This window comes from Arcobacter sp. CECT 8985 (assembly GCF_004116495.1).
GTDB lineage: Bacteria > Campylobacterota > Campylobacteria > Campylobacterales > Arcobacteraceae > Malaciobacter.
Map to the genome: position 1 here is coordinate 1 of NZ_PDKC01000044.1, position 16,312 is coordinate 16,312.

Annotated in this window: 18 protein-coding genes; 15 read left to right on the plus strand and 3 right to left on the minus strand. The window is 28.5% G+C overall.

The genetic code is table 11. From position 1 onward, the window contains the following. Positions 1-221 (minus strand): hypothetical protein (locus CRU93_RS14375; RefSeq protein WP_258238931.1); only part of this gene is annotated, 221 nt, incomplete at its 3' end. Positions 222-739: 518 nt separating this feature from the next. Between CRU93_RS14375 and soxC the strand changes: the two genes are divergently transcribed. From soxC to CRU93_RS13075, 15 genes are all read left to right on the plus strand, one after another. After that, positions 740-2,071: a sulfite dehydrogenase gene (gene soxC, locus CRU93_RS13005; protein WP_129104630.1), complete on the plus strand. Its 1,332-nt coding sequence runs from the start codon at positions 740-742 to the stop codon at positions 2,069-2,071. Beyond that, positions 2,040-3,230 (plus strand): c-type cytochrome, encoded by a 1,191-nt coding sequence (locus tag CRU93_RS13010; RefSeq protein ID WP_129104631.1) that lies wholly within the window; start codon positions 2,040-2,042, stop codon positions 3,228-3,230. Before soxC ends, CRU93_RS13010 begins: the two co-directional genes overlap by 32 nt. A gap of 20 nt (positions 3,231-3,250) precedes the next feature. Then, positions 3,251-3,607: a sulfur oxidation c-type cytochrome SoxX gene (gene soxX, locus CRU93_RS13015; RefSeq protein WP_129104632.1), complete on the plus strand. Its 357-nt coding sequence runs from the start codon at positions 3,251-3,253 to the stop codon at positions 3,605-3,607. 15 nt (positions 3,608-3,622) lie between these two features. Then, a complete protein-coding gene (gene soxY, locus CRU93_RS13020) occupies positions 3,623-4,081 on the plus strand; it encodes a thiosulfate oxidation carrier protein SoxY (RefSeq protein ID WP_129104633.1) in 459 nt (152 codons plus the stop codon). A 50-nt stretch (positions 4,082-4,131) separates the two neighbouring features. After that, the gene (gene soxZ / locus CRU93_RS13025; RefSeq protein ID WP_129104634.1) at positions 4,132-4,434 is read left to right on the plus strand and encodes a thiosulfate oxidation carrier complex protein SoxZ; all 303 of its coding nucleotides are present in this window, start codon (positions 4,132-4,134) and stop codon (positions 4,432-4,434) included. A gap of 29 nt (positions 4,435-4,463) precedes the next feature. After that, the gene (gene soxA, locus CRU93_RS13030) at positions 4,464-5,378 is read left to right on the plus strand and encodes a sulfur oxidation c-type cytochrome SoxA (protein WP_129104635.1); all 915 of its coding nucleotides are present in this window, start codon (positions 4,464-4,466) and stop codon (positions 5,376-5,378) included. Between the two features lie 12 nt (positions 5,379-5,390). Further along, on the plus strand, positions 5,391-5,828 hold the full coding sequence (locus CRU93_RS13035; RefSeq protein ID WP_129104636.1) for a hypothetical protein: 438 nt from the start codon (positions 5,391-5,393) through the stop codon (positions 5,826-5,828). 60 nt (positions 5,829-5,888) lie between these two features. Continuing rightward, positions 5,889-6,545 carry a rhodanese-like domain-containing protein gene (locus CRU93_RS13040; RefSeq protein WP_129104637.1) on the plus strand — a complete coding sequence of 219 codons (657 nt, stop codon included), beginning with the start codon at positions 5,889-5,891 and terminating at the stop codon, positions 6,543-6,545. 11 nt (positions 6,546-6,556) lie between these two features. Further along, positions 6,557-8,332 carry a thiosulfohydrolase SoxB gene (gene soxB, locus CRU93_RS13045; RefSeq protein WP_129104638.1) on the plus strand — a complete coding sequence of 592 codons (1,776 nt, stop codon included), beginning with the start codon at positions 6,557-6,559 and terminating at the stop codon, positions 8,330-8,332. A gap of 93 nt (positions 8,333-8,425) precedes the next feature. After that, on the plus strand, positions 8,426-8,812 hold the full coding sequence (locus CRU93_RS13050; RefSeq protein WP_129104639.1) for a thioredoxin family protein: 387 nt from the start codon (positions 8,426-8,428) through the stop codon (positions 8,810-8,812). After that, positions 8,805-9,257 carry an MOSC domain-containing protein gene (locus tag CRU93_RS13055; protein ID WP_129104640.1) on the plus strand — a complete coding sequence of 151 codons (453 nt, stop codon included), beginning with the start codon at positions 8,805-8,807 and terminating at the stop codon, positions 9,255-9,257. Before CRU93_RS13050 ends, CRU93_RS13055 begins: the two co-directional genes overlap by 8 nt. After that, complete coding sequence (locus CRU93_RS13060) at positions 9,257-9,694, plus strand: DsrE family protein (protein WP_258238932.1); 438 nt, start codon at positions 9,257-9,259, stop codon at positions 9,692-9,694. The genes CRU93_RS13055 and CRU93_RS13060 overlap by 1 nt, the downstream gene beginning before the upstream one ends. Before the next feature lie 11 nt (positions 9,695-9,705). Continuing rightward, entirely contained in the window at positions 9,706-10,488 is a 783-nt protein-coding gene (locus tag CRU93_RS13065) for an alpha/beta hydrolase (RefSeq protein ID WP_129104642.1), read from the plus strand. Positions 10,489-10,493: 5 nt separating this feature from the next. Further along, positions 10,494-11,648, plus strand: coding sequence for an HD-GYP domain-containing protein (locus CRU93_RS13070; RefSeq protein ID WP_129104643.1), 1,155 nt, complete (start codon positions 10,494-10,496; stop codon positions 11,646-11,648). Between the two features lie 86 nt (positions 11,649-11,734). Further along, entirely contained in the window at positions 11,735-14,350 is a 2,616-nt protein-coding gene (locus tag CRU93_RS13075) for a valine--tRNA ligase (RefSeq protein WP_129104644.1), read from the plus strand. A 138-nt stretch (positions 14,351-14,488) separates the two neighbouring features. Here CRU93_RS13075 and CRU93_RS14230 read toward each other — a convergent pair whose 3' ends face one another. Both CRU93_RS14230 and CRU93_RS13080 read right to left on the minus strand, forming a co-directional pair. Beyond that, the gene (locus CRU93_RS14230; protein ID WP_164967689.1) at positions 14,489-14,641 is read right to left on the minus strand and encodes a hypothetical protein; all 153 of its coding nucleotides are present in this window, start codon (positions 14,639-14,641) and stop codon (positions 14,489-14,491) included. Positions 14,642-14,657: 16 nt separating this feature from the next. Beyond that, positions 14,658-16,121 carry an NAD(P)/FAD-dependent oxidoreductase gene (locus tag CRU93_RS13080; RefSeq protein ID WP_129104645.1) on the minus strand — a complete coding sequence of 488 codons (1,464 nt, stop codon included), beginning with the start codon at positions 16,119-16,121 and terminating at the stop codon, positions 14,658-14,660. Between the last annotated feature and the right edge of the window lie 191 nt (positions 16,122-16,312).

A 16,312-nucleotide genomic window follows, 5' to 3' on the forward strand; every position in this document is an offset into this window, starting at 1 on the left:
GTCTTATAATTTATGTTATTTTTAAGATAAGTGATAAGAATAGAAATATCCATATTTTCCATAAAATTTGTTATTTCGTGTTTATTTATAATATTAGTCATATCTTTTTCAATTAAATCTGTAATTTTTTTGTCAGTATTTATTTTATTTTCTAAATTATTGATAAAAATTTGAATATGTTTATAATTTTGATTTTTCTCAATTTTTATATAATTACCCATTAGTATAAAGTAGATAAAGCAAAGAAATATAAGTGTAATTATGGCAACTGAGGTAATAAAAAAAAGAGTTTTATTTTTTAGAATTCTTTTCACTGATTAATACTTTTTCTAGTTAAATTTATTTATGGAACTTTATTGTAACAAATAATTATAAAAAAACTGTAATTTATAGTTAAAACTATAAATAAATTTATAAAATTAGTGTAAAAAGTAAACATTTATTTAAGTAGTTTTCAAATTCTTAATAATAAAAATTTAAAGAAAAATAAAAATATGACTTTAAAAATAAAAAAAATATTTAAAAAAAAATATTTAATCTGTTGATTATAAAATTTTATTAATATACATTATTTTTAAAAAAAAATCACAAAAGTATTTATATACAGTGCTATGCAAATGCTACTATTTTCTACTACAATTTTATTAAAATAAGAAAAATTAATAAATGTATTAGCTTAATACATTAATTTTAGCTATATTTATTGATAATAAGTTGTATCATTTAGGGAGGTTCTAAAATGAAAGACAATAAGCTTGTAAAAGTTAAGTTGAATGATAAATCTGAAAAAAATCTTTCAAGAAGAGATTTTTTTAAAAAGAGTTTATTCTATTCTGTAGGTGCTCTAGGTACTTCAGCTATATCTCCAACTTTATTGAGTGCAAATGAAAAAGAGATAATGCAAGAGGCTCCTTGGGGAACAAAATTAGGTGATCCAGTTGACAAAAATTTGTATGGAATACCTTCTGCTTATGAACATAATAATATAAGAAGAACACATGACCTTTTATCATCAGGTGATTCGTATGCTTCAATCTCTATGTGCCCAATACATGAATCTGAAGGTATAATTACACCAAATGGTCTATTTTTTACTAGAAATCATGGAGGGACTGCTCAGGTAAATCCAAATGAATGGCGATTAATGATACATGGTAAAGTTAAAAAGCCAATCGTTTTAACTTTAGAAGAATTGAAAAAATATCCAAGTGAAACAAGAATCCATTTTATTGAATGTCCAGCTAATGGAAGTCCAGAATGGAGAGGTCCACAATTTAATAGTTTACAATTTATGAAAGGTATGATGAGTTCAGCACAATGGACAGGAGTTATGCTTAAAACTATTTTAGAAGATATTGGTTTAGAAAAAGATGCTGTTTGGATGTTAGCTGAAGGTAGTGATGATGCAAGTAATCCAAGAACAATTCCTGTTGAAAAAGCTCTTGATGACATCATGGTTGCATGGGCTCAAAATGGTGAAGCATTAAGACCTGAACAAGGTTATCCTGTAAGACTTATTGTTCCTGGTTGGGAAGGAAATTTAAATACTAAATGGTTAAGAAGATTGGAATTTTCTGATAAGCCATGGCACTCTAAAGAAGAGACTTCAAAATATACAATGTTACAAAAATCTGGTAAAGCAATTCAATATTTTTGGGCAAATGAGGTTAATTCAGTAATTACATCTCCATGTCCTGAAAAGCCATGGACACATCTTAAAAAAGGCGATTTAGTAGAAGTTGAAGGGCTTGCATGGTCTGGAACAGGTACTATTAAACACGTTGATATCTCTTTAGATGGTGGAGATAATTGGATAGAAGCAAATTTAAAAGGCTTAGTTTTACCAAAATCATGGACTAGATTTAGTTATATGATGAGATGGGAAGGAAAGCCTTTATTCCTTTCAAGTAGAGCTACTGATGATAATAATCATACTCAACCAACAATTGATCAAGAGACTTCAAAAGTTGGTGTTGAATCAGTTTATCATAGAAATGCAATTGTAACTTGGGAAATTACAAAAAAAGGGGAGTGTAATAATGTACAAATTAGAAAACACAAAAAAGCCTAGTACTCTTCTAAAGTCACTTTTATGTGTATTTGCAATTTCAGGAATGTTATATGCAAATGAAAACACAGCAGTTGATGGTGGGAAAAAATATCCAGTAAAAAATGGTATGTATACTCAATATCATGTTATTGATTATAAAAATAAAGATTTTAATTTTGGTAGAAAAGCTACACAAGATGAAATCAATGCATGGAATGTTGATGTAAGACCTGATGGGGAAGGACTTCCTAAATATGATACAAAAAGTGGAAAACCAATAATTGGAAAAGATAAAAAGCCAATAATTGCACAAGGAAGTGTAGAATTTGGAGAAGAACTTTATGATGAAAAATGTGCTAGCTGTCATGGTGATTTTGGTGCAGGTGGAAAAGGTTATCCAACACTATCAGGTGGATCTATAAGTTCATTGAAACTTCAAAGATTAGATCCAGCAGATATGAATCCAAATCCTACTGGGCCATTTAAAACAATTGGTACATATTGGCCATATGCAAGTACACTTTTTTGGTATATTAAAGACTCAATGCCATTTACAAATCCCAAAACACTATCTAATAGTGAAACATATGCATTAGTGGCTTATTTATTATCTGTTAATAATATTAAAATTGATGGAAAAGAATTAGATTATGATTTTATTTTAAATAAAGCAAATTTTTCTAAAATTAAAATGCCAAATGAAAATGGTTTTTATCCAAATGTTGATACACCTAATGATCCAAAACAAGGTGTAAAAAACATTACTAAGTTTCTTGCAGATGCAAAAAATTATGGTATAGGTACTAGATGTATGAAAGATTGTATTAAAGGTAAAGTTAGTGATTTAGTTTTAAGAATTAAACATGATTTATCAGAAGATGCAAATCAACCATTGTCTACAAAAAGAGATTTACCAAAGGCTAAAGACTCTGAAACTTCAAGTGTAGGTAAAACTATATATGAAGCAAATTGTAAAATGTGTCATGGGAATAAAGCAATCGGTGCTCCAGTTCTTGGTGATAAAGATGCATGGGCAAAAGTAGTTAAACAAGGAATGAAAAAAGTTTATCATAATGCTTTAAATGGAATTAATGCAATGCCACCAAAAGGTGGACATCCTGATATTTCAGATGAAGATATTAAGAAAACTGTAGATTATATGGTAGAATCTAGTAAATAAAAGAAAGGAGAGTATTTGTCATGAAATTAGCTAAATCAATTTTACTTGCAAGTCTTACTTGTGGGTTGTTTTCGGTTAGTTCGCTAGCATCAGAAAACATGCAGTTAGTAAAAGAGGGTGAAAAAATTTTTAATACTAAAAATTTAGGGAATTGCCTTGCCTGTCATGCAGCAAATGGTAAGGAAATAAATGGTCCAGGAAGTATGGGGCCAAAATTACAATATTTGTCATCATGGCCAGATGAGGCGTTGTATGAGAAGATTTATAATCCATATACAACAAATCCAATTTCACAAATGCCAGCTTTTGGTAAAAATGGATGGTTAAGTGATCATCAAATTAAAGCACTTATTGCTTATTTAAAAACAATAAATTAATAGTAAGGATATAAAATGTTAAACAGAAGAGAATTTTTAGGATTAGGGTTATTAGCATTTGGTGTAGCAGTAGCTCCAAATAAGTTAAATGCTGTTAATTTTAGAGAAACAAAACCAAACATTTGGAAAGCAAAAAAAGTTGATGCAGCAGTAAAAGAAGTATTTGGTTCAACATCTACAGTTGATGGTGCAAGTAAAATTAAATTAAAAGCTCCAGATATAGCTGAAAATGGTGCTGTTGTTCCTGTATCTTTTGAAAGTGAATTAAAAGCAACTAAAATAGCAGTTTTCCAAGATGCGAATCCAGAGAGTGCAGTAGCAGTGTACAGTATTCCTGATAATGCAGTAATTGATTATGCACTTAGAATTAAACTTGCTAAAACTGGAACAGTTACAGTAATTGCACAAGCAGATGGAAAATTATATAAAGTTTCTAAATTAGTAAAAGTAACTATTGGTGGATGTGGTGGTTGATTTAGCTCAATCTACAACTAATTTTTAAAAGATATATTGAAGGATAAATAATGGCAAAAACAAGAATCAAAGCAAAATTAAGAAATGGTGTTGTTAGAGTTAAAACACTATCAAAACACCCAATGTTAAGTTATGTTGAAGCAGAAAGAGCAAAAAAAGAAGCAAATTTTATTACTTATTTTGTTGCTGAAGTTAATGGTAAAGTAGTTTTTGAAGTATCTACTTCTCAATTCTTATCAAAAGATCCTTATATTAAGTTTGCATTTACAGGTGCACAAAAAGGTGACAAAATCACAATCACTTGGGTAGATTTAAAAGGTACTAAAGTAGTTAGTAACGCTAAGATTAGATAGTAATTGTATAACTAAAACAAGGAGATAGTATGTTAATGAAACTATTAAAAGTTGTATCATTTCTTTCACTTGCATTAATTACATTAAATGCAAGTGAATTTGATAAACAAGCACAAAAAGATAAGAATGAATTAGTTAAATATTTTGAAGCAAAATTTGCAAATCCTTATAAAGAAAAAAATAGATTTTTCCCTTACTCAACTGATGATGAGTTGAAAAATGATTATGATAAGGGATTAAAACATATGGATTTTGCAATTGGAAGTTATGCATATGCAAAAGATGCAAGAGAACAATATGAAGCAATTAAAGAGTTTCCTCCTTATGAAGACAAAATTGAAGAAGGTGAAGCTCTTTATACTAAAAAATTTGCAAATGGTAAATCTTTAGCTACATGTTTTCCTGATCCAACAGTTGCTGGAACATATCCATATTATGATTTAGAAAAGAAAAAAGTTATTTCTTTGACAACTGCTATTAATCAATGTTTAGTTGATAATGGTGAAAAAAAATGGAATGCAAAAAAAGGAAAAATGGCTAAATTTGAAGCTTTCCTTGCTTCTTCATCTGCAGATGCTGAGAAAAAAGTGGATGTTAAAATTCCTAATAAAGAAGCACAAGAAGCTTATGCAAGAGGAAAAGAATATTACTATACTCAAAGAGGATATTTAAAAATGTCATGTGCAACTTGCCATGTTCAAGGAGCAGGTGAAAGAGTTAGAAATGAAAAACTTTCTCCATTATTAGGACAAACTACTCATTTCCCAGTTTATAGATTGAAATGGGGTTCTTTAGGTACATTAGAAAGAAGAATTGCAGGTTGTATCAAAGATCAAGGTCAAGTTCCACCAAAAGTTGACAGTAAACAAATGCATGAATTATTATATTTCATGGCATATATGTCAAATGGAATGCCAGTTGATGGTCCAGACGTAAGAAAATAAAAGGAGAAAATTATGAATAAGTTAATAAATTTATCACTAATTGCAGTTACAGCCATTACTTTTAGTGCTTGTGTGAGTTCAAATTCTCCTTCATTTCAAAGTGCACAAAAACTTGATGAAAAAAAAGTTTGTGATGTAAAATTAAATGGACTAGAAAAAGTAATACAAACAGCAAAAGAATATAATAAAATTGCTATTGAAAGAGGCGTTGAGTTTAGAAGACTTGGTGTAAATAATAGTCAATTAATTGAAGCCGTAGAAGAAGGTATTAAAACTGGTGCTAAAGAGGTAAATCCAAAAGATTTCAAAGGAAAAATTTCTAAAACTGTTTTACCAATAGATTTTGCTGCACAAAGAGCTTGTAAATTTGCAATTGCTGCATTAACACAAGAAAAAGATGCAAAAACTACTTGGAGATTAGCCGTTCCTGGTGATGGGTATAAATATTAATTAATACTTATTTAATTTATAAAAGACATTTTTTGTCTTTTATTTATGAAAGGGTTTAATATGAGTATGGTAAATAAATTTATAAAAACAGTAATTGTTGGTGCATTAGCTTTTACATCTTTAAATGCTGAAGATAGTAATAATTTTGTTCCTATTATTCCAGGTGTAAAATCTCTTGATATTACATTAAATGGAAAAACTTTTACTCTTCAAAGAAATCAGGATATGAAAAATAAAATATCTGATTTATACAATATTACAGCAAGAGGTGTTCCTCAACCAATTGTATTAGCAAAAGGTGTTGAAACAATTGGAGAGTTAGAATTTATTGATTATATGAAAAAAGCCCAAAAAGATTCAAATATTGCAATTATAGACACACGTACACCAGGATGGTATGCAAAATTAAGAATTCCAGGTGCTAAAAATGTTCCATATACAAATTTTAATGATAAATATGATGCAATTGATGCATTAGAAGATTATATGGGTGTTGTTTATAAAGATGATGGTTCTTTGGATTTTTCAAATGCAAAAACACTTGTATTATATTGTAATGGATATTGGTGTGGACAAACTCCTGGAATGATTAAAAATGCAAAATATTCACTTCTTACTTTAGGTTATCCTGTTGATAAAATAAAATATTATAGAGGTGGAATGCAAGCGTGGACGTCTTTAGGATATACAGTTGCAGGTAGTGCAGCAAAAAATTAAGGATATTTTATATGAGTAAATTAAGTAGAAGAGAATTTATATATATGATGGCAGTACTTGGTGCTGCCCCAGTATTTGCAAATTCTCATACAAGAATGACTAATACTAATAAATTAAGTGATTATTATAAACTTAAGCCATTTGGTAATGCTCGTTTATTGCATATGACTGACTCTCATGCTCAGTTAATACCATTATATTTTAGAGAGCCAAGTGTAAATTTAGGTTTTCATGAAAATTACGGTAAACCTCCACATATTGTAGGAGAAAAATTTTTAGATTATTATGGAATAAAAAACAACAAAAGACTAGAGTATGCATATACTTGTGTAGATTTTGAAAAACATGCAAAAGCTATGGGTAAAACAGGTGGATATGCACAAATAAAAACTGTTGTTGATTACTTAAAAAACACTTTTGGTGATGACAAAACTTTACTATTAGATGGTGGGGATACTTGGCAAGGTAGTGCAACTGCATTATGGACAAGAGGTAAAGATATGGTTGGTGCTATGAATTTACTTGGTGTTGATGTTGCTGTTGGTCACTGGGAATTTACTTATAAAGCAAAAGAAGTTTTAGAAAATGTAAAACTTTTAAATGCAGAATTTTTAGCTCAAAATGTAAAAGTAAAAGAAGATGCCTTATTTGAAGAGACAGAAATTGCAAAACAAGCATATGATATGGATGAAGGTTATGCTTTTAAACCATATACTATTAAAAAAATGGGTAAAGCAAGAGTAGCTATTATTGGTCAAGCATTCCCTTATACTACAATTGCTAATCCTGGTAGATTTATTCCTGATTGGAGTTTTTCTATCAATGATGAAAATATGCAAGATGTTGTTAATAACATCAAAGAGACTGAAAAACCCGATGCTATTATTGTACTTTCTCATAATGGTTTTGATACAGATAAAAAAATGGCAAATGTTGTTACTGGAGTTGACTTTATTATGGGTGGTCACACACATGATGGAATTCCTGAAGCAGTACCAGTTAAGAATGCAGAAGGTGTTACATATGTATGTAATGCAGGATCAAATGGTAAGTTCTTAAATGTACTTGATCTTGATATTCAAAATGGAAAAATAAAAGACTTTAAATTTACTCTATTACCAATCTTCTCTGATTTAATTCCTGAAGATAAAAAAATGAAAGAGTATATTGAAGGTGTAAGAAAACCTTATGCAAAAGACTTAAATAGACAAATTGCTACAACTGATATAACTTTATTTAGAAGAGGTAATTTTAATGGTTCTTGGGATCAAATTATTTGTGATGCTCTTCTTGAAATTAAAGATGCAGAGATTGCATTTTCTCCTGGTTTTAGATGGGGAACATCTGTTATGCCTGGACAAGTAATTACATTTGATGATTTGATGACTCAAACTGCAATGACTTATCCTGAAACTTATGTTAGAAATATGAAAGGTAGTGATATTAAACTTGTTTTAGAAGATGTTGCTGATAATCTATTTAATGTTGATCCGTTCTATCAACAAGGTGGAGATATGGTAAGAACAGGTGGAATTTCATATAAAATTAATCCAATTGAAAAAATAGGTAAAAGAATTTCTTCAATGACTCTTACAAGAACAGGTGAAAAAATTGAGCCAAACAAACTTTATAAAGTTGCAGGTTGGGCTACAGTTAATGCAAAATCTTCTGGTGAACCTGTATGGGAAACGGTTGAAAAATATCTAAAAAATGTTAAACATATAAAAAATCTAAATGTAGATACTCCTGATATTGTTGGAATTAAAAATAATCCAGGAATTGTTTAATTAAGCACAAAAGTATAAAGTATTTAATTGCTTTATGCTTTTCAAAGTAATAAGTTTTTTTTTAAGATTTATTAATTTGAAAAGGTGGGCTATATGATACAAAAAATACTAATTTTAATAATGCTATCTTGCTGTTTATCTTTTGCAAATATTAACGAAAATAAAATTATCTCTAAAGCAAAACTAAGTAATAAGCAAATACTTGTGTATGCTAAATCACAAGAATGTATTTATTGTAAAAGAATGGACAAAAATGTTTTTTCTTTAAAAGAGGTACAAAATGCAATAGATAAAAATTATATTTTTGTTAAAGTGGATGTATTTAAAGAAAAATTACCCTTTAATTTAAAAAAGCACTACAAAAAAATAACTCCTAGTTTTTTTATATTAGATAAAAATGGTAAATATCTTAATAGTGTAATTGGTAGTTGGAATAAAAAAGATTTTTTAGAAATTATAAATGAGAATGTAAATGAATAATATTATTGGAAAAGTTATAGGTACTTTTAGTGCTACAAAAGATACAACATTAGATTATAGACCTGAAGTTAAAAGTTTAAATTTAATAAAAGATTTTGGAATTGAACATGATAAATTTGCAGGTAAAAAATTAGATAGAACTGTACTTATTGTTGGTATAGAATCCTATGAAATTGCAAAAAGACAAGGTATAAATTTAAAATATGGAAGTTTAGGTGAAAATATTTTAGTAGATTTTGATCCACATAATTATAAAGTTGGAGATATTTTTAATATTGAAAATACACAAATTGAAATTACTCAAATTTGTACTGTTTGTAGTCATTTAAGTAAATTTGATAAAAAATTACCTAAACTTTTAAACATGCATAGAGGTTTATATTGTAAAATATTGACTAATGGTATAGTAAAAAAACAAATGAATGTAGCTATAAAGGAGTCATAATGAAAAAAATCATATTAATTATAATGTTGGGAGTATTTTGTTTTGCAAGAAGTAATTTTTCAGAACCTATTCCAACATTTGATAATCCAAGAAAAGTTATTTTTTCTATTCACACAGCAGATTTGAAAAAAGTAAATGCAACACTTGGATCGATGTATAATATTCAAAAAGAATATCCTGCTGAAAGTTTACATATGGTTGTTGTTGCATATGGAAAAGGTCTTAGAATATTAAGAAAAGATTTTGATAAAGCAACTAAAACAAGAATTAAATCTTTGATGCAATATGATGTTGAATTTATTGGTTGTAAAAATACAATGGATTCAATGCATTGGAAAGAAAAAGATTTTTTAGATGGTGTTGAATTTGTACAAGCAGGAATAGCAGAAATTATAGAAAGAAAAGTTGCAGGATACATAGGAATTAATGCTTATTAAAAGGAGATAATATGTTAAAAAAGATTTTTATTTCAGGGCTAGTTTTAAGTGCTTGTTGGCTTAATGCACAAAATATTTCTAAATCTCAATGTACAAAGTTGGGTGATGATTTTATTTTTGCAGGTGGTGAATGTATCAATTATAAAAAATATTCTGGTGAACAAAAAGATAAACTTAATATTGTTGTTCATGGAACATGGGATGAAGGTACAAATGTTTTAGGAAGATATGCTCCCTTTGCTGAAAACTTATCTTTTGAAACAGATGTTCCTACAATTGCAGTAGCACTTCCTGGTTATTCAAAATCTTCTTTGAATAATTTAAAATCAATCGGTTCTAAAACTGAAAAAAACTTAGTTTATAAAAAAGAGTACTTATCTTTTTTATCTTCGTTAATTAATGCTTTTAAAACTAAATTTAATGCAAAAACTATTACATATATAGGACATAGTGCAGGTTGCAGTATTGGTGCAACATTAACAGGAACAAATCCAAATCTCATAAATAATCTTTTATGTGCTGGTGGAGTTTATGATATTCATAAAAAAACAGATGCAAAAGGATTGATTTCAGCAATTGACGTAATAGATAAAATTGATAAAAATACAAAAATTGCTCTTGTTTATGGTACAAAAGATACTATTTCTAAACCAAAAAATACTATAGACTTTTATAATATTGCAAAACAAAAAGGTTTAAATGTAACATTAGTTGAAGTAAAAGATGGTGTACATTTAGATTTAGATATGACAGATCCTTCTGTAAATGCAATTGTAAAATTAGATGAAGAGTAATATATATGGATAAAAAAAAACAGATTCTTTTTAATTTAAATAACTTTTTATTAGCTACATCTTTTATTTTTGATTATATTAATAAAAATAAAAAACATACTAATTTAGGTTATTTAAAAAGAGTTACATATATGAGTTTAAATATGGCAATTAAGCTAGGTTTTGACAGTAAAAACCTAGCTGATTTATGTTCATATTGTTTATGTAGTAATATTGGACTTTATAGAAGTAATGATGATAAACAAATGTGTGAACTTTCAAATGAATATATAAAGGAGTTTGAATTTTTAACAAAGCAAAATGATATACTTTTATATCAAAAAGAGCATTTTGATGGAAGTGGAATTTTTGGTAAAAAAGATAATGAAATACCATTAAATTCTCAAATTATAGCACTTTGTTCACAATTAAATGAAAATTTTGATTTTTCAGAATTTAATCCAAAGATAAAAAATAAAGCAATTGAGTTTTTAGTAAATAATAAAAATACTCTTTTCGATGAGAAATTGGTAGATACTTTTTTAGAAGTTTCTCAAAAAACATCTTTTTGGTTAGATTTAGAAGATGAAAATGATATATTATTATTTATTTATAATTTGCTTGATGATTATACAACTGTAGTTAATTTTGAAAATATTTTAAATATGACAAAGACTTTCTTAATACTTGAAAATCCAAATAGTAAATTAATTAATTATGTTGAAAAAATATCTAATTTTTATGGATTTGAACATAAAGATAAACTCACTTTACAAATATCTGCTTGTTTATGTAGATTAGGAAAATTAGTATTTTCAGAAGAATTATTAGAAAAAAAACAGACTTTAACTACTCATGAATATGAAAAAATTAGAACTTACCCTTATTATACGAAAAAAGTTTTGTCAAATATAATGGGCTTTAATGATATATTAAAATGGGCAATAAAAGTTCAAGAAAAACTTGATGGAAGTGGATATGTTTACTCTTTAGATGCGAAAGATCTTAGCTTAAAAGATAGGGTTTTAATCAATCTTAATATTTATGATGCATTGACTCAAAAAAAAGTCTATAGAGAAAAATATTCCCATAGTGAAGCAATAAAAATTATGAAAATTGAAGCTAGCAAAGGAAAAATTGATGGTTCAATTGTAGAAAATATGGATGAAATACTAAAATAACTTATAAAAATTGATTAAATTTATGAAATATCTTACTAAGCAAAATATAGATATAATCGCGTAGAATTAAATTGATAGGAATTTTTATGAGTGAAAAGTACGAACCCTCAAAAATCGAAGATAAATTTTATAAAATATGGGAAGATAGAGGTTATTTTGAAGTAGATGGGAATAAATCTATTCAACAAAAAGATAAAAACTTTGCAATTATGATGCCTCCTCCAAATGTAACAGGAAGTTTACATATTGGGCATGCCCTTACTTTTACCCTTCAAGATATTATTACAAGATATAAAAGAATGGATGGGTATAAAACATTATGGCAACCAGGAACTGACCATGCAGGTATTGCTACACAAAATATAGTAGAAAAACAACTTTTAGCAGAAGGTACTACAAAAGAAGAACTAGGTAGAGAAAAGTTCTTAGAAAGAGCATGGCAACAAAAAGAAAAATCAGGTGGAAATATCGTTCATCAAATGAGAAAACTTGGAGTTACTCCAGCTTGGAAAAGAGAACGATTTACTATGGATGATGGATTAAAAGAAGCAGTTAAAGAAGCTTTTGTTCATTTATATAATGAAGGTATGATTGTTCAAAATAATTATATGGTAAATTGGTGTACACATGATGGGGCACTTTCTGATATTGAAGTTGAACATGATGAAGTAAAAGGTAATTTTTATCATATGAACTACCATTTTGCAGATGGAAGTGGACATGTTACTGTTGCTACAACAAGACCTGAAACTTATTTTGGTGATACTGCAATTATGGTTCACCCAGATGATCAAAGATATAAAAATATTGTTGGAAAAGAAGTTTTACTTCCTTTAACAAATAGAAAAATCAAAATAATTACAGATGAACATGTTGATATGGAATTTGGAACTGGTGTTGTTAAAGTAACTCCTGCACATGATCAAAATGACTATGAAGTTGGTAAAAGACACAATTTAGAATCAATTACATGTTTTGATGAAAAAGGTATTTTAAATGAATATTGTGGTGAATTCGCTGGTTTAGAAAGACTTGAAGCAAGAGAACCAATTGTTAAAAAACTTAAAGATGAGGGTTATATTGTAAAAATTGAAGAGCATATTCATCAAGTAGGGCATTGTTATAGATGTAAAAATATTGTTGAACCTTATGTTTCTAAGCAATGGTTTGTTAAAAAAGAAGTAGCAAAAGGAAGTATTGAAAAAACATATGCAGGTTTGACTAAATTCTTTCCAAGTCATTGGATTAATTCATATAGAGCATGGATGGATGAGTTAAGAGATTGGTGTATTTCAAGACAATTATGGTGGGGGCATAGAATCCCAGTATTTACTTGTAATGATTGTAATCACGAATGGGCAGACAAAGCAGATGAGCCAGAAGCTTGTCCTCATTGTAATAGTAAAAATTATACTCAAGACCCAGATGTATTAGATACTTGGTTTAGTTCTGCATTGTGGTCATTTTCTCCACTTGGTTGGGGTAATAATGGAAAAATGGCTGATACATTTAAAGATACAGATTTAAAAGATTTTTATCCAAATAGCTTATTAATTACTGGTTTTGATATCATGTTTTTCTGGGTTGCTAGAATGATGATGATGGGTGAACATTTTAAAGGTGAGTTACCATTTAAACATATCTATATGCATGCACTTGTAAGAGATGAAAATGGACAAAAAATGTCAAAATCTAAAGGTAATGTAATTGATCCATTAGATATGGTTGAAGAGTTTAGTGCTGATATTGTAAGATTTTCACTTGCTTATTTAGCAGTTCAAGGAAGAGATATTAAACTTGGTAAAAAACATCTTGAATTATATAGAAACTTTACAAATAAATTTTATAATGCAGCTAATTTCTTACAATTAAATGTAAAGACTTTCCCTGAATTAAATGAAATAGAAGTTAAAACGGCACTTGGTAAATATATGCTTTCTAAACTTTCAACAGCAGTAGATGAAGTAAGAGAAAACCTTGATACTTATAAATTTAATGAAGCTGCTGCAAGTTTATATAGATTTGTTTGGAATGAATTTTGTGACTGGGGTATTGAGTATTCAAAAGCTAGTAAAGATTCAATTGTAGAACTTGGAGCAATATTTAAAGAGACTCTAAAATTAACTTCTCCATTTATGCCATTTATATCTGAATATTTATATCAAAATTTAAGTGGTAGTGAACTTGAAAATTCTGATTCTATTATGATTATGAATTATCCAAAAGATTTACCAAAAGATGAAAAAGCAGAAAATATGTTTGCTATCATTGAAGAAGCTATTACTGCAATAAGAAGAGCAAAAGTTGTTATTGATATGGGTAATAGTAAAATATCAAAAGCATATATAAAACTTGATACAGATATTGATAAAGATTTAGCAAAACCATTTATTGAAAAACTTAGTAAGTGTGAAAATATTGAGTTTGTTGATGCAAAAGTAGAAAATTCAATAACTGATGTTTCTAATAATCTTGAAGTTTATTTACCAACAGGTGAAATTGATATGACTCCTATTATTAATAAACTAACTCGTCAAAAAGAGAAATTAGAAAAAGAGATATCAAAATTATCAGGAATGTTATCAAATGAAAAATTTGTAGCTAATGCTCCTTCTCATGTAATTGAAGAAAATAAAGCAGGTTTAGCACAGGCTGAAGAGAAATTAGTTAAAGTAGAGGCTGAACTTAAATCATTGAGTTAAGAAATAAAACTCTCCTCTCATGAAGACCTCTTTGGGTCTTTGCATTTCTTACTTTTTGGTCTTGAAAAGTAAGAAAGCGAAGAGGTTTACCTCTTCAAAATAGATTAATAATAAAGAAGATTTAACTTCTTTATTCACTTAGTGCGATTTTCTTACAACCAATATCATCTTAATATTAATTACTGTAAACCTAACAATTTGCCATAAGATACAAGTTCTCATAAATTTTACAAATTTACTTGGTTTTGGTGGATAATATGCTTGTTCATAAGGTTTCGTATTTTTATTCATAATAATATTTCTCCTATTATTCTGGGATTAAAGTCCAGCCCGGTTTTAACTGAGCTTTATACATAAACATATAGTGCAACAAATGTTTAATCCAATGTCCTGCTGTTCCTACTTCTCCAAAAGTTGAGTCTTGGTCTCTTCCTGTTTCTGGATATTTTTCATAGTCTGGAACTACTGGATAAACTGTCATTGCTGCAGCTGTTCCTGTAAAGAAACCTTTACCCGTACTTGCAATACAAGCTGCTCCCATACTACTCATACTTGCTGTATGTGTAGGAGTAGTTGATTTTCCATTAATCATATCGCAAATTGAGTGAGCAACTGCTTTGCCCATAATTCCACTTGGCATTCCAGTTCTTGGTGGTGTTGGCGTTATCATTGTACCATTTGGTGATTTTTGTGGTTTTGAAATTGAGTGTGGCGGTGCAAAGGCAATTCCAACAGCAAAAATATTTTTGTAAGTTGGATTTTGTAATGTTTCTGGCCAATCACTAGCTTTCCAATCATCATACTCTTTTGAAGTGTAATCTGCATCAACTTTTAAAAATCCATTTGGAGCAAAAAGTATATCTGTAATATCATTTCCTTCTTTATCATATGCTTTTAAACCAACTCCAGCAAATGGTGGAAGTAACATAGCAAGATCAAATTCTTGAGAATGGTATTCTCCATTTAATAGCTCATAATGTGCTATACCTTTTTCTATTTTATTTACATGAGCACCTGTAATCCAACTAAGTCCTCTTTCTGCATAAATTGATTCTGTAAATATTCTTGAATGAGTTAGGTATCCACCTCTATGAAGATGCATTCCTCCCATTCCAAAGTCACCTAATGTCTGTTCATTTGATATCCAAACTAAATTAGCCTTTTCTCTAATACCTCTTTTTTTAAGTATATGTTCAAGATTGAAAATATATTCAAAAGCAGCACCTTGACAAGTGCATAACCCATGTCCTGTTCCTACTAAAATAGTTTGATTTTCACCTTTTACCATTTTTTCAATACATTTTTCAAGTTCATGGTATGCATGAACAGCGTGATCTGCTGTGCAAACAGAGACTGTATTTCCATCAACATCTGGATCTAATCCTGGAGTTGCAGCAAAATTTAATTTTGGACCAGTTGCATTAATTAAATAATCATAAGTAAGTTCTTCTGTTTGTGAAGCTTTATCTTCACTAGTATATTCAATAGTTACATAAGGTTTAAAATTTTCAGTTTTTCCATCAGGATGAATAGATAATGCTTTTGCTTGCTTATATATAATACCAGCTTTTTTATATACAGGGGCCAAATCAAAAACTACATCTTCTTTGACCATTTCTCCTACCCCAACCCAAAGATTTGATGGTATCCAATTCCATTGTGAATTTGGAGTAACAACTACAACTTCATGTGATTTACCAAGCCACTTTGCTGCAAATGTTGCAGCGGTGTGCCCAGATACACCTCCCCCTAAAACGACAAGTCTTGCCATAATCTTTCCTTATTATAGTATAATGGTAAACTATATATCTTTATAAAATATATAAAATTTAAATTATAAGTATATCTTATTTTAAATATTTTAATTTAATACATTTTGTAAAAAGTAGAATAATTATAAAAACTTATAATTACTAAAATAAAATATTTATTAAAATGTCTTATTAAAATCAGATATTAAGG

Coding starts and splice junctions, on each gene's coding strand:
- CRU93_RS14230 (WP_164967689.1), bottom strand. CDS start 14,641: ATGAATAAAAATACGAAACCTTATGAACAAGCATATTATCCACCAAAA.
- soxX (WP_129104632.1), top strand. CDS start 3,251: ATGAAATTAGCTAAATCAATTTTACTTGCAAGTCTTACTTGTGGGTTG.
- CRU93_RS13060 (WP_258238932.1), top strand. CDS start 9,257: ATGAAAAAAATCATATTAATTATAATGTTGGGAGTATTTTGTTTTGCA.
- soxA (WP_129104635.1), top strand. CDS start 4,464: ATGTTAATGAAACTATTAAAAGTTGTATCATTTCTTTCACTTGCATTA.
- CRU93_RS13035 (WP_129104636.1), top strand. CDS start 5,391: ATGAATAAGTTAATAAATTTATCACTAATTGCAGTTACAGCCATTACT.
- CRU93_RS13055 (WP_129104640.1), top strand. CDS start 8,805: ATGAATAATATTATTGGAAAAGTTATAGGTACTTTTAGTGCTACAAAA.
- CRU93_RS13070 (WP_129104643.1), top strand. CDS start 10,494: ATGGATAAAAAAAAACAGATTCTTTTTAATTTAAATAACTTTTTATTA.
- CRU93_RS13010 (WP_129104631.1), top strand. CDS start 2,040: ATGTACAAATTAGAAAACACAAAAAAGCCTAGTACTCTTCTAAAGTCA.
- CRU93_RS13050 (WP_129104639.1), top strand. CDS start 8,426: ATGATACAAAAAATACTAATTTTAATAATGCTATCTTGCTGTTTATCT.
- CRU93_RS13040 (WP_129104637.1), top strand. CDS start 5,889: ATGAGTATGGTAAATAAATTTATAAAAACAGTAATTGTTGGTGCATTA.
- CRU93_RS13080 (WP_129104645.1), bottom strand. CDS start 16,121: ATGGCAAGACTTGTCGTTTTAGGGGGAGGTGTATCTGGGCACACCGCT.
- soxZ (WP_129104634.1), top strand. CDS start 4,132: ATGGCAAAAACAAGAATCAAAGCAAAATTAAGAAATGGTGTTGTTAGA.
- CRU93_RS13075 (WP_129104644.1), top strand. CDS start 11,735: ATGAGTGAAAAGTACGAACCCTCAAAAATCGAAGATAAATTTTATAAA.
- soxB (WP_129104638.1), top strand. CDS start 6,557: ATGAGTAAATTAAGTAGAAGAGAATTTATATATATGATGGCAGTACTT.
- CRU93_RS13065 (WP_129104642.1), top strand. CDS start 9,706: ATGTTAAAAAAGATTTTTATTTCAGGGCTAGTTTTAAGTGCTTGTTGG.
- soxC (WP_129104630.1), top strand. CDS start 740: ATGAAAGACAATAAGCTTGTAAAAGTTAAGTTGAATGATAAATCTGAA.
- soxY (WP_129104633.1), top strand. CDS start 3,623: ATGTTAAACAGAAGAGAATTTTTAGGATTAGGGTTATTAGCATTTGGT.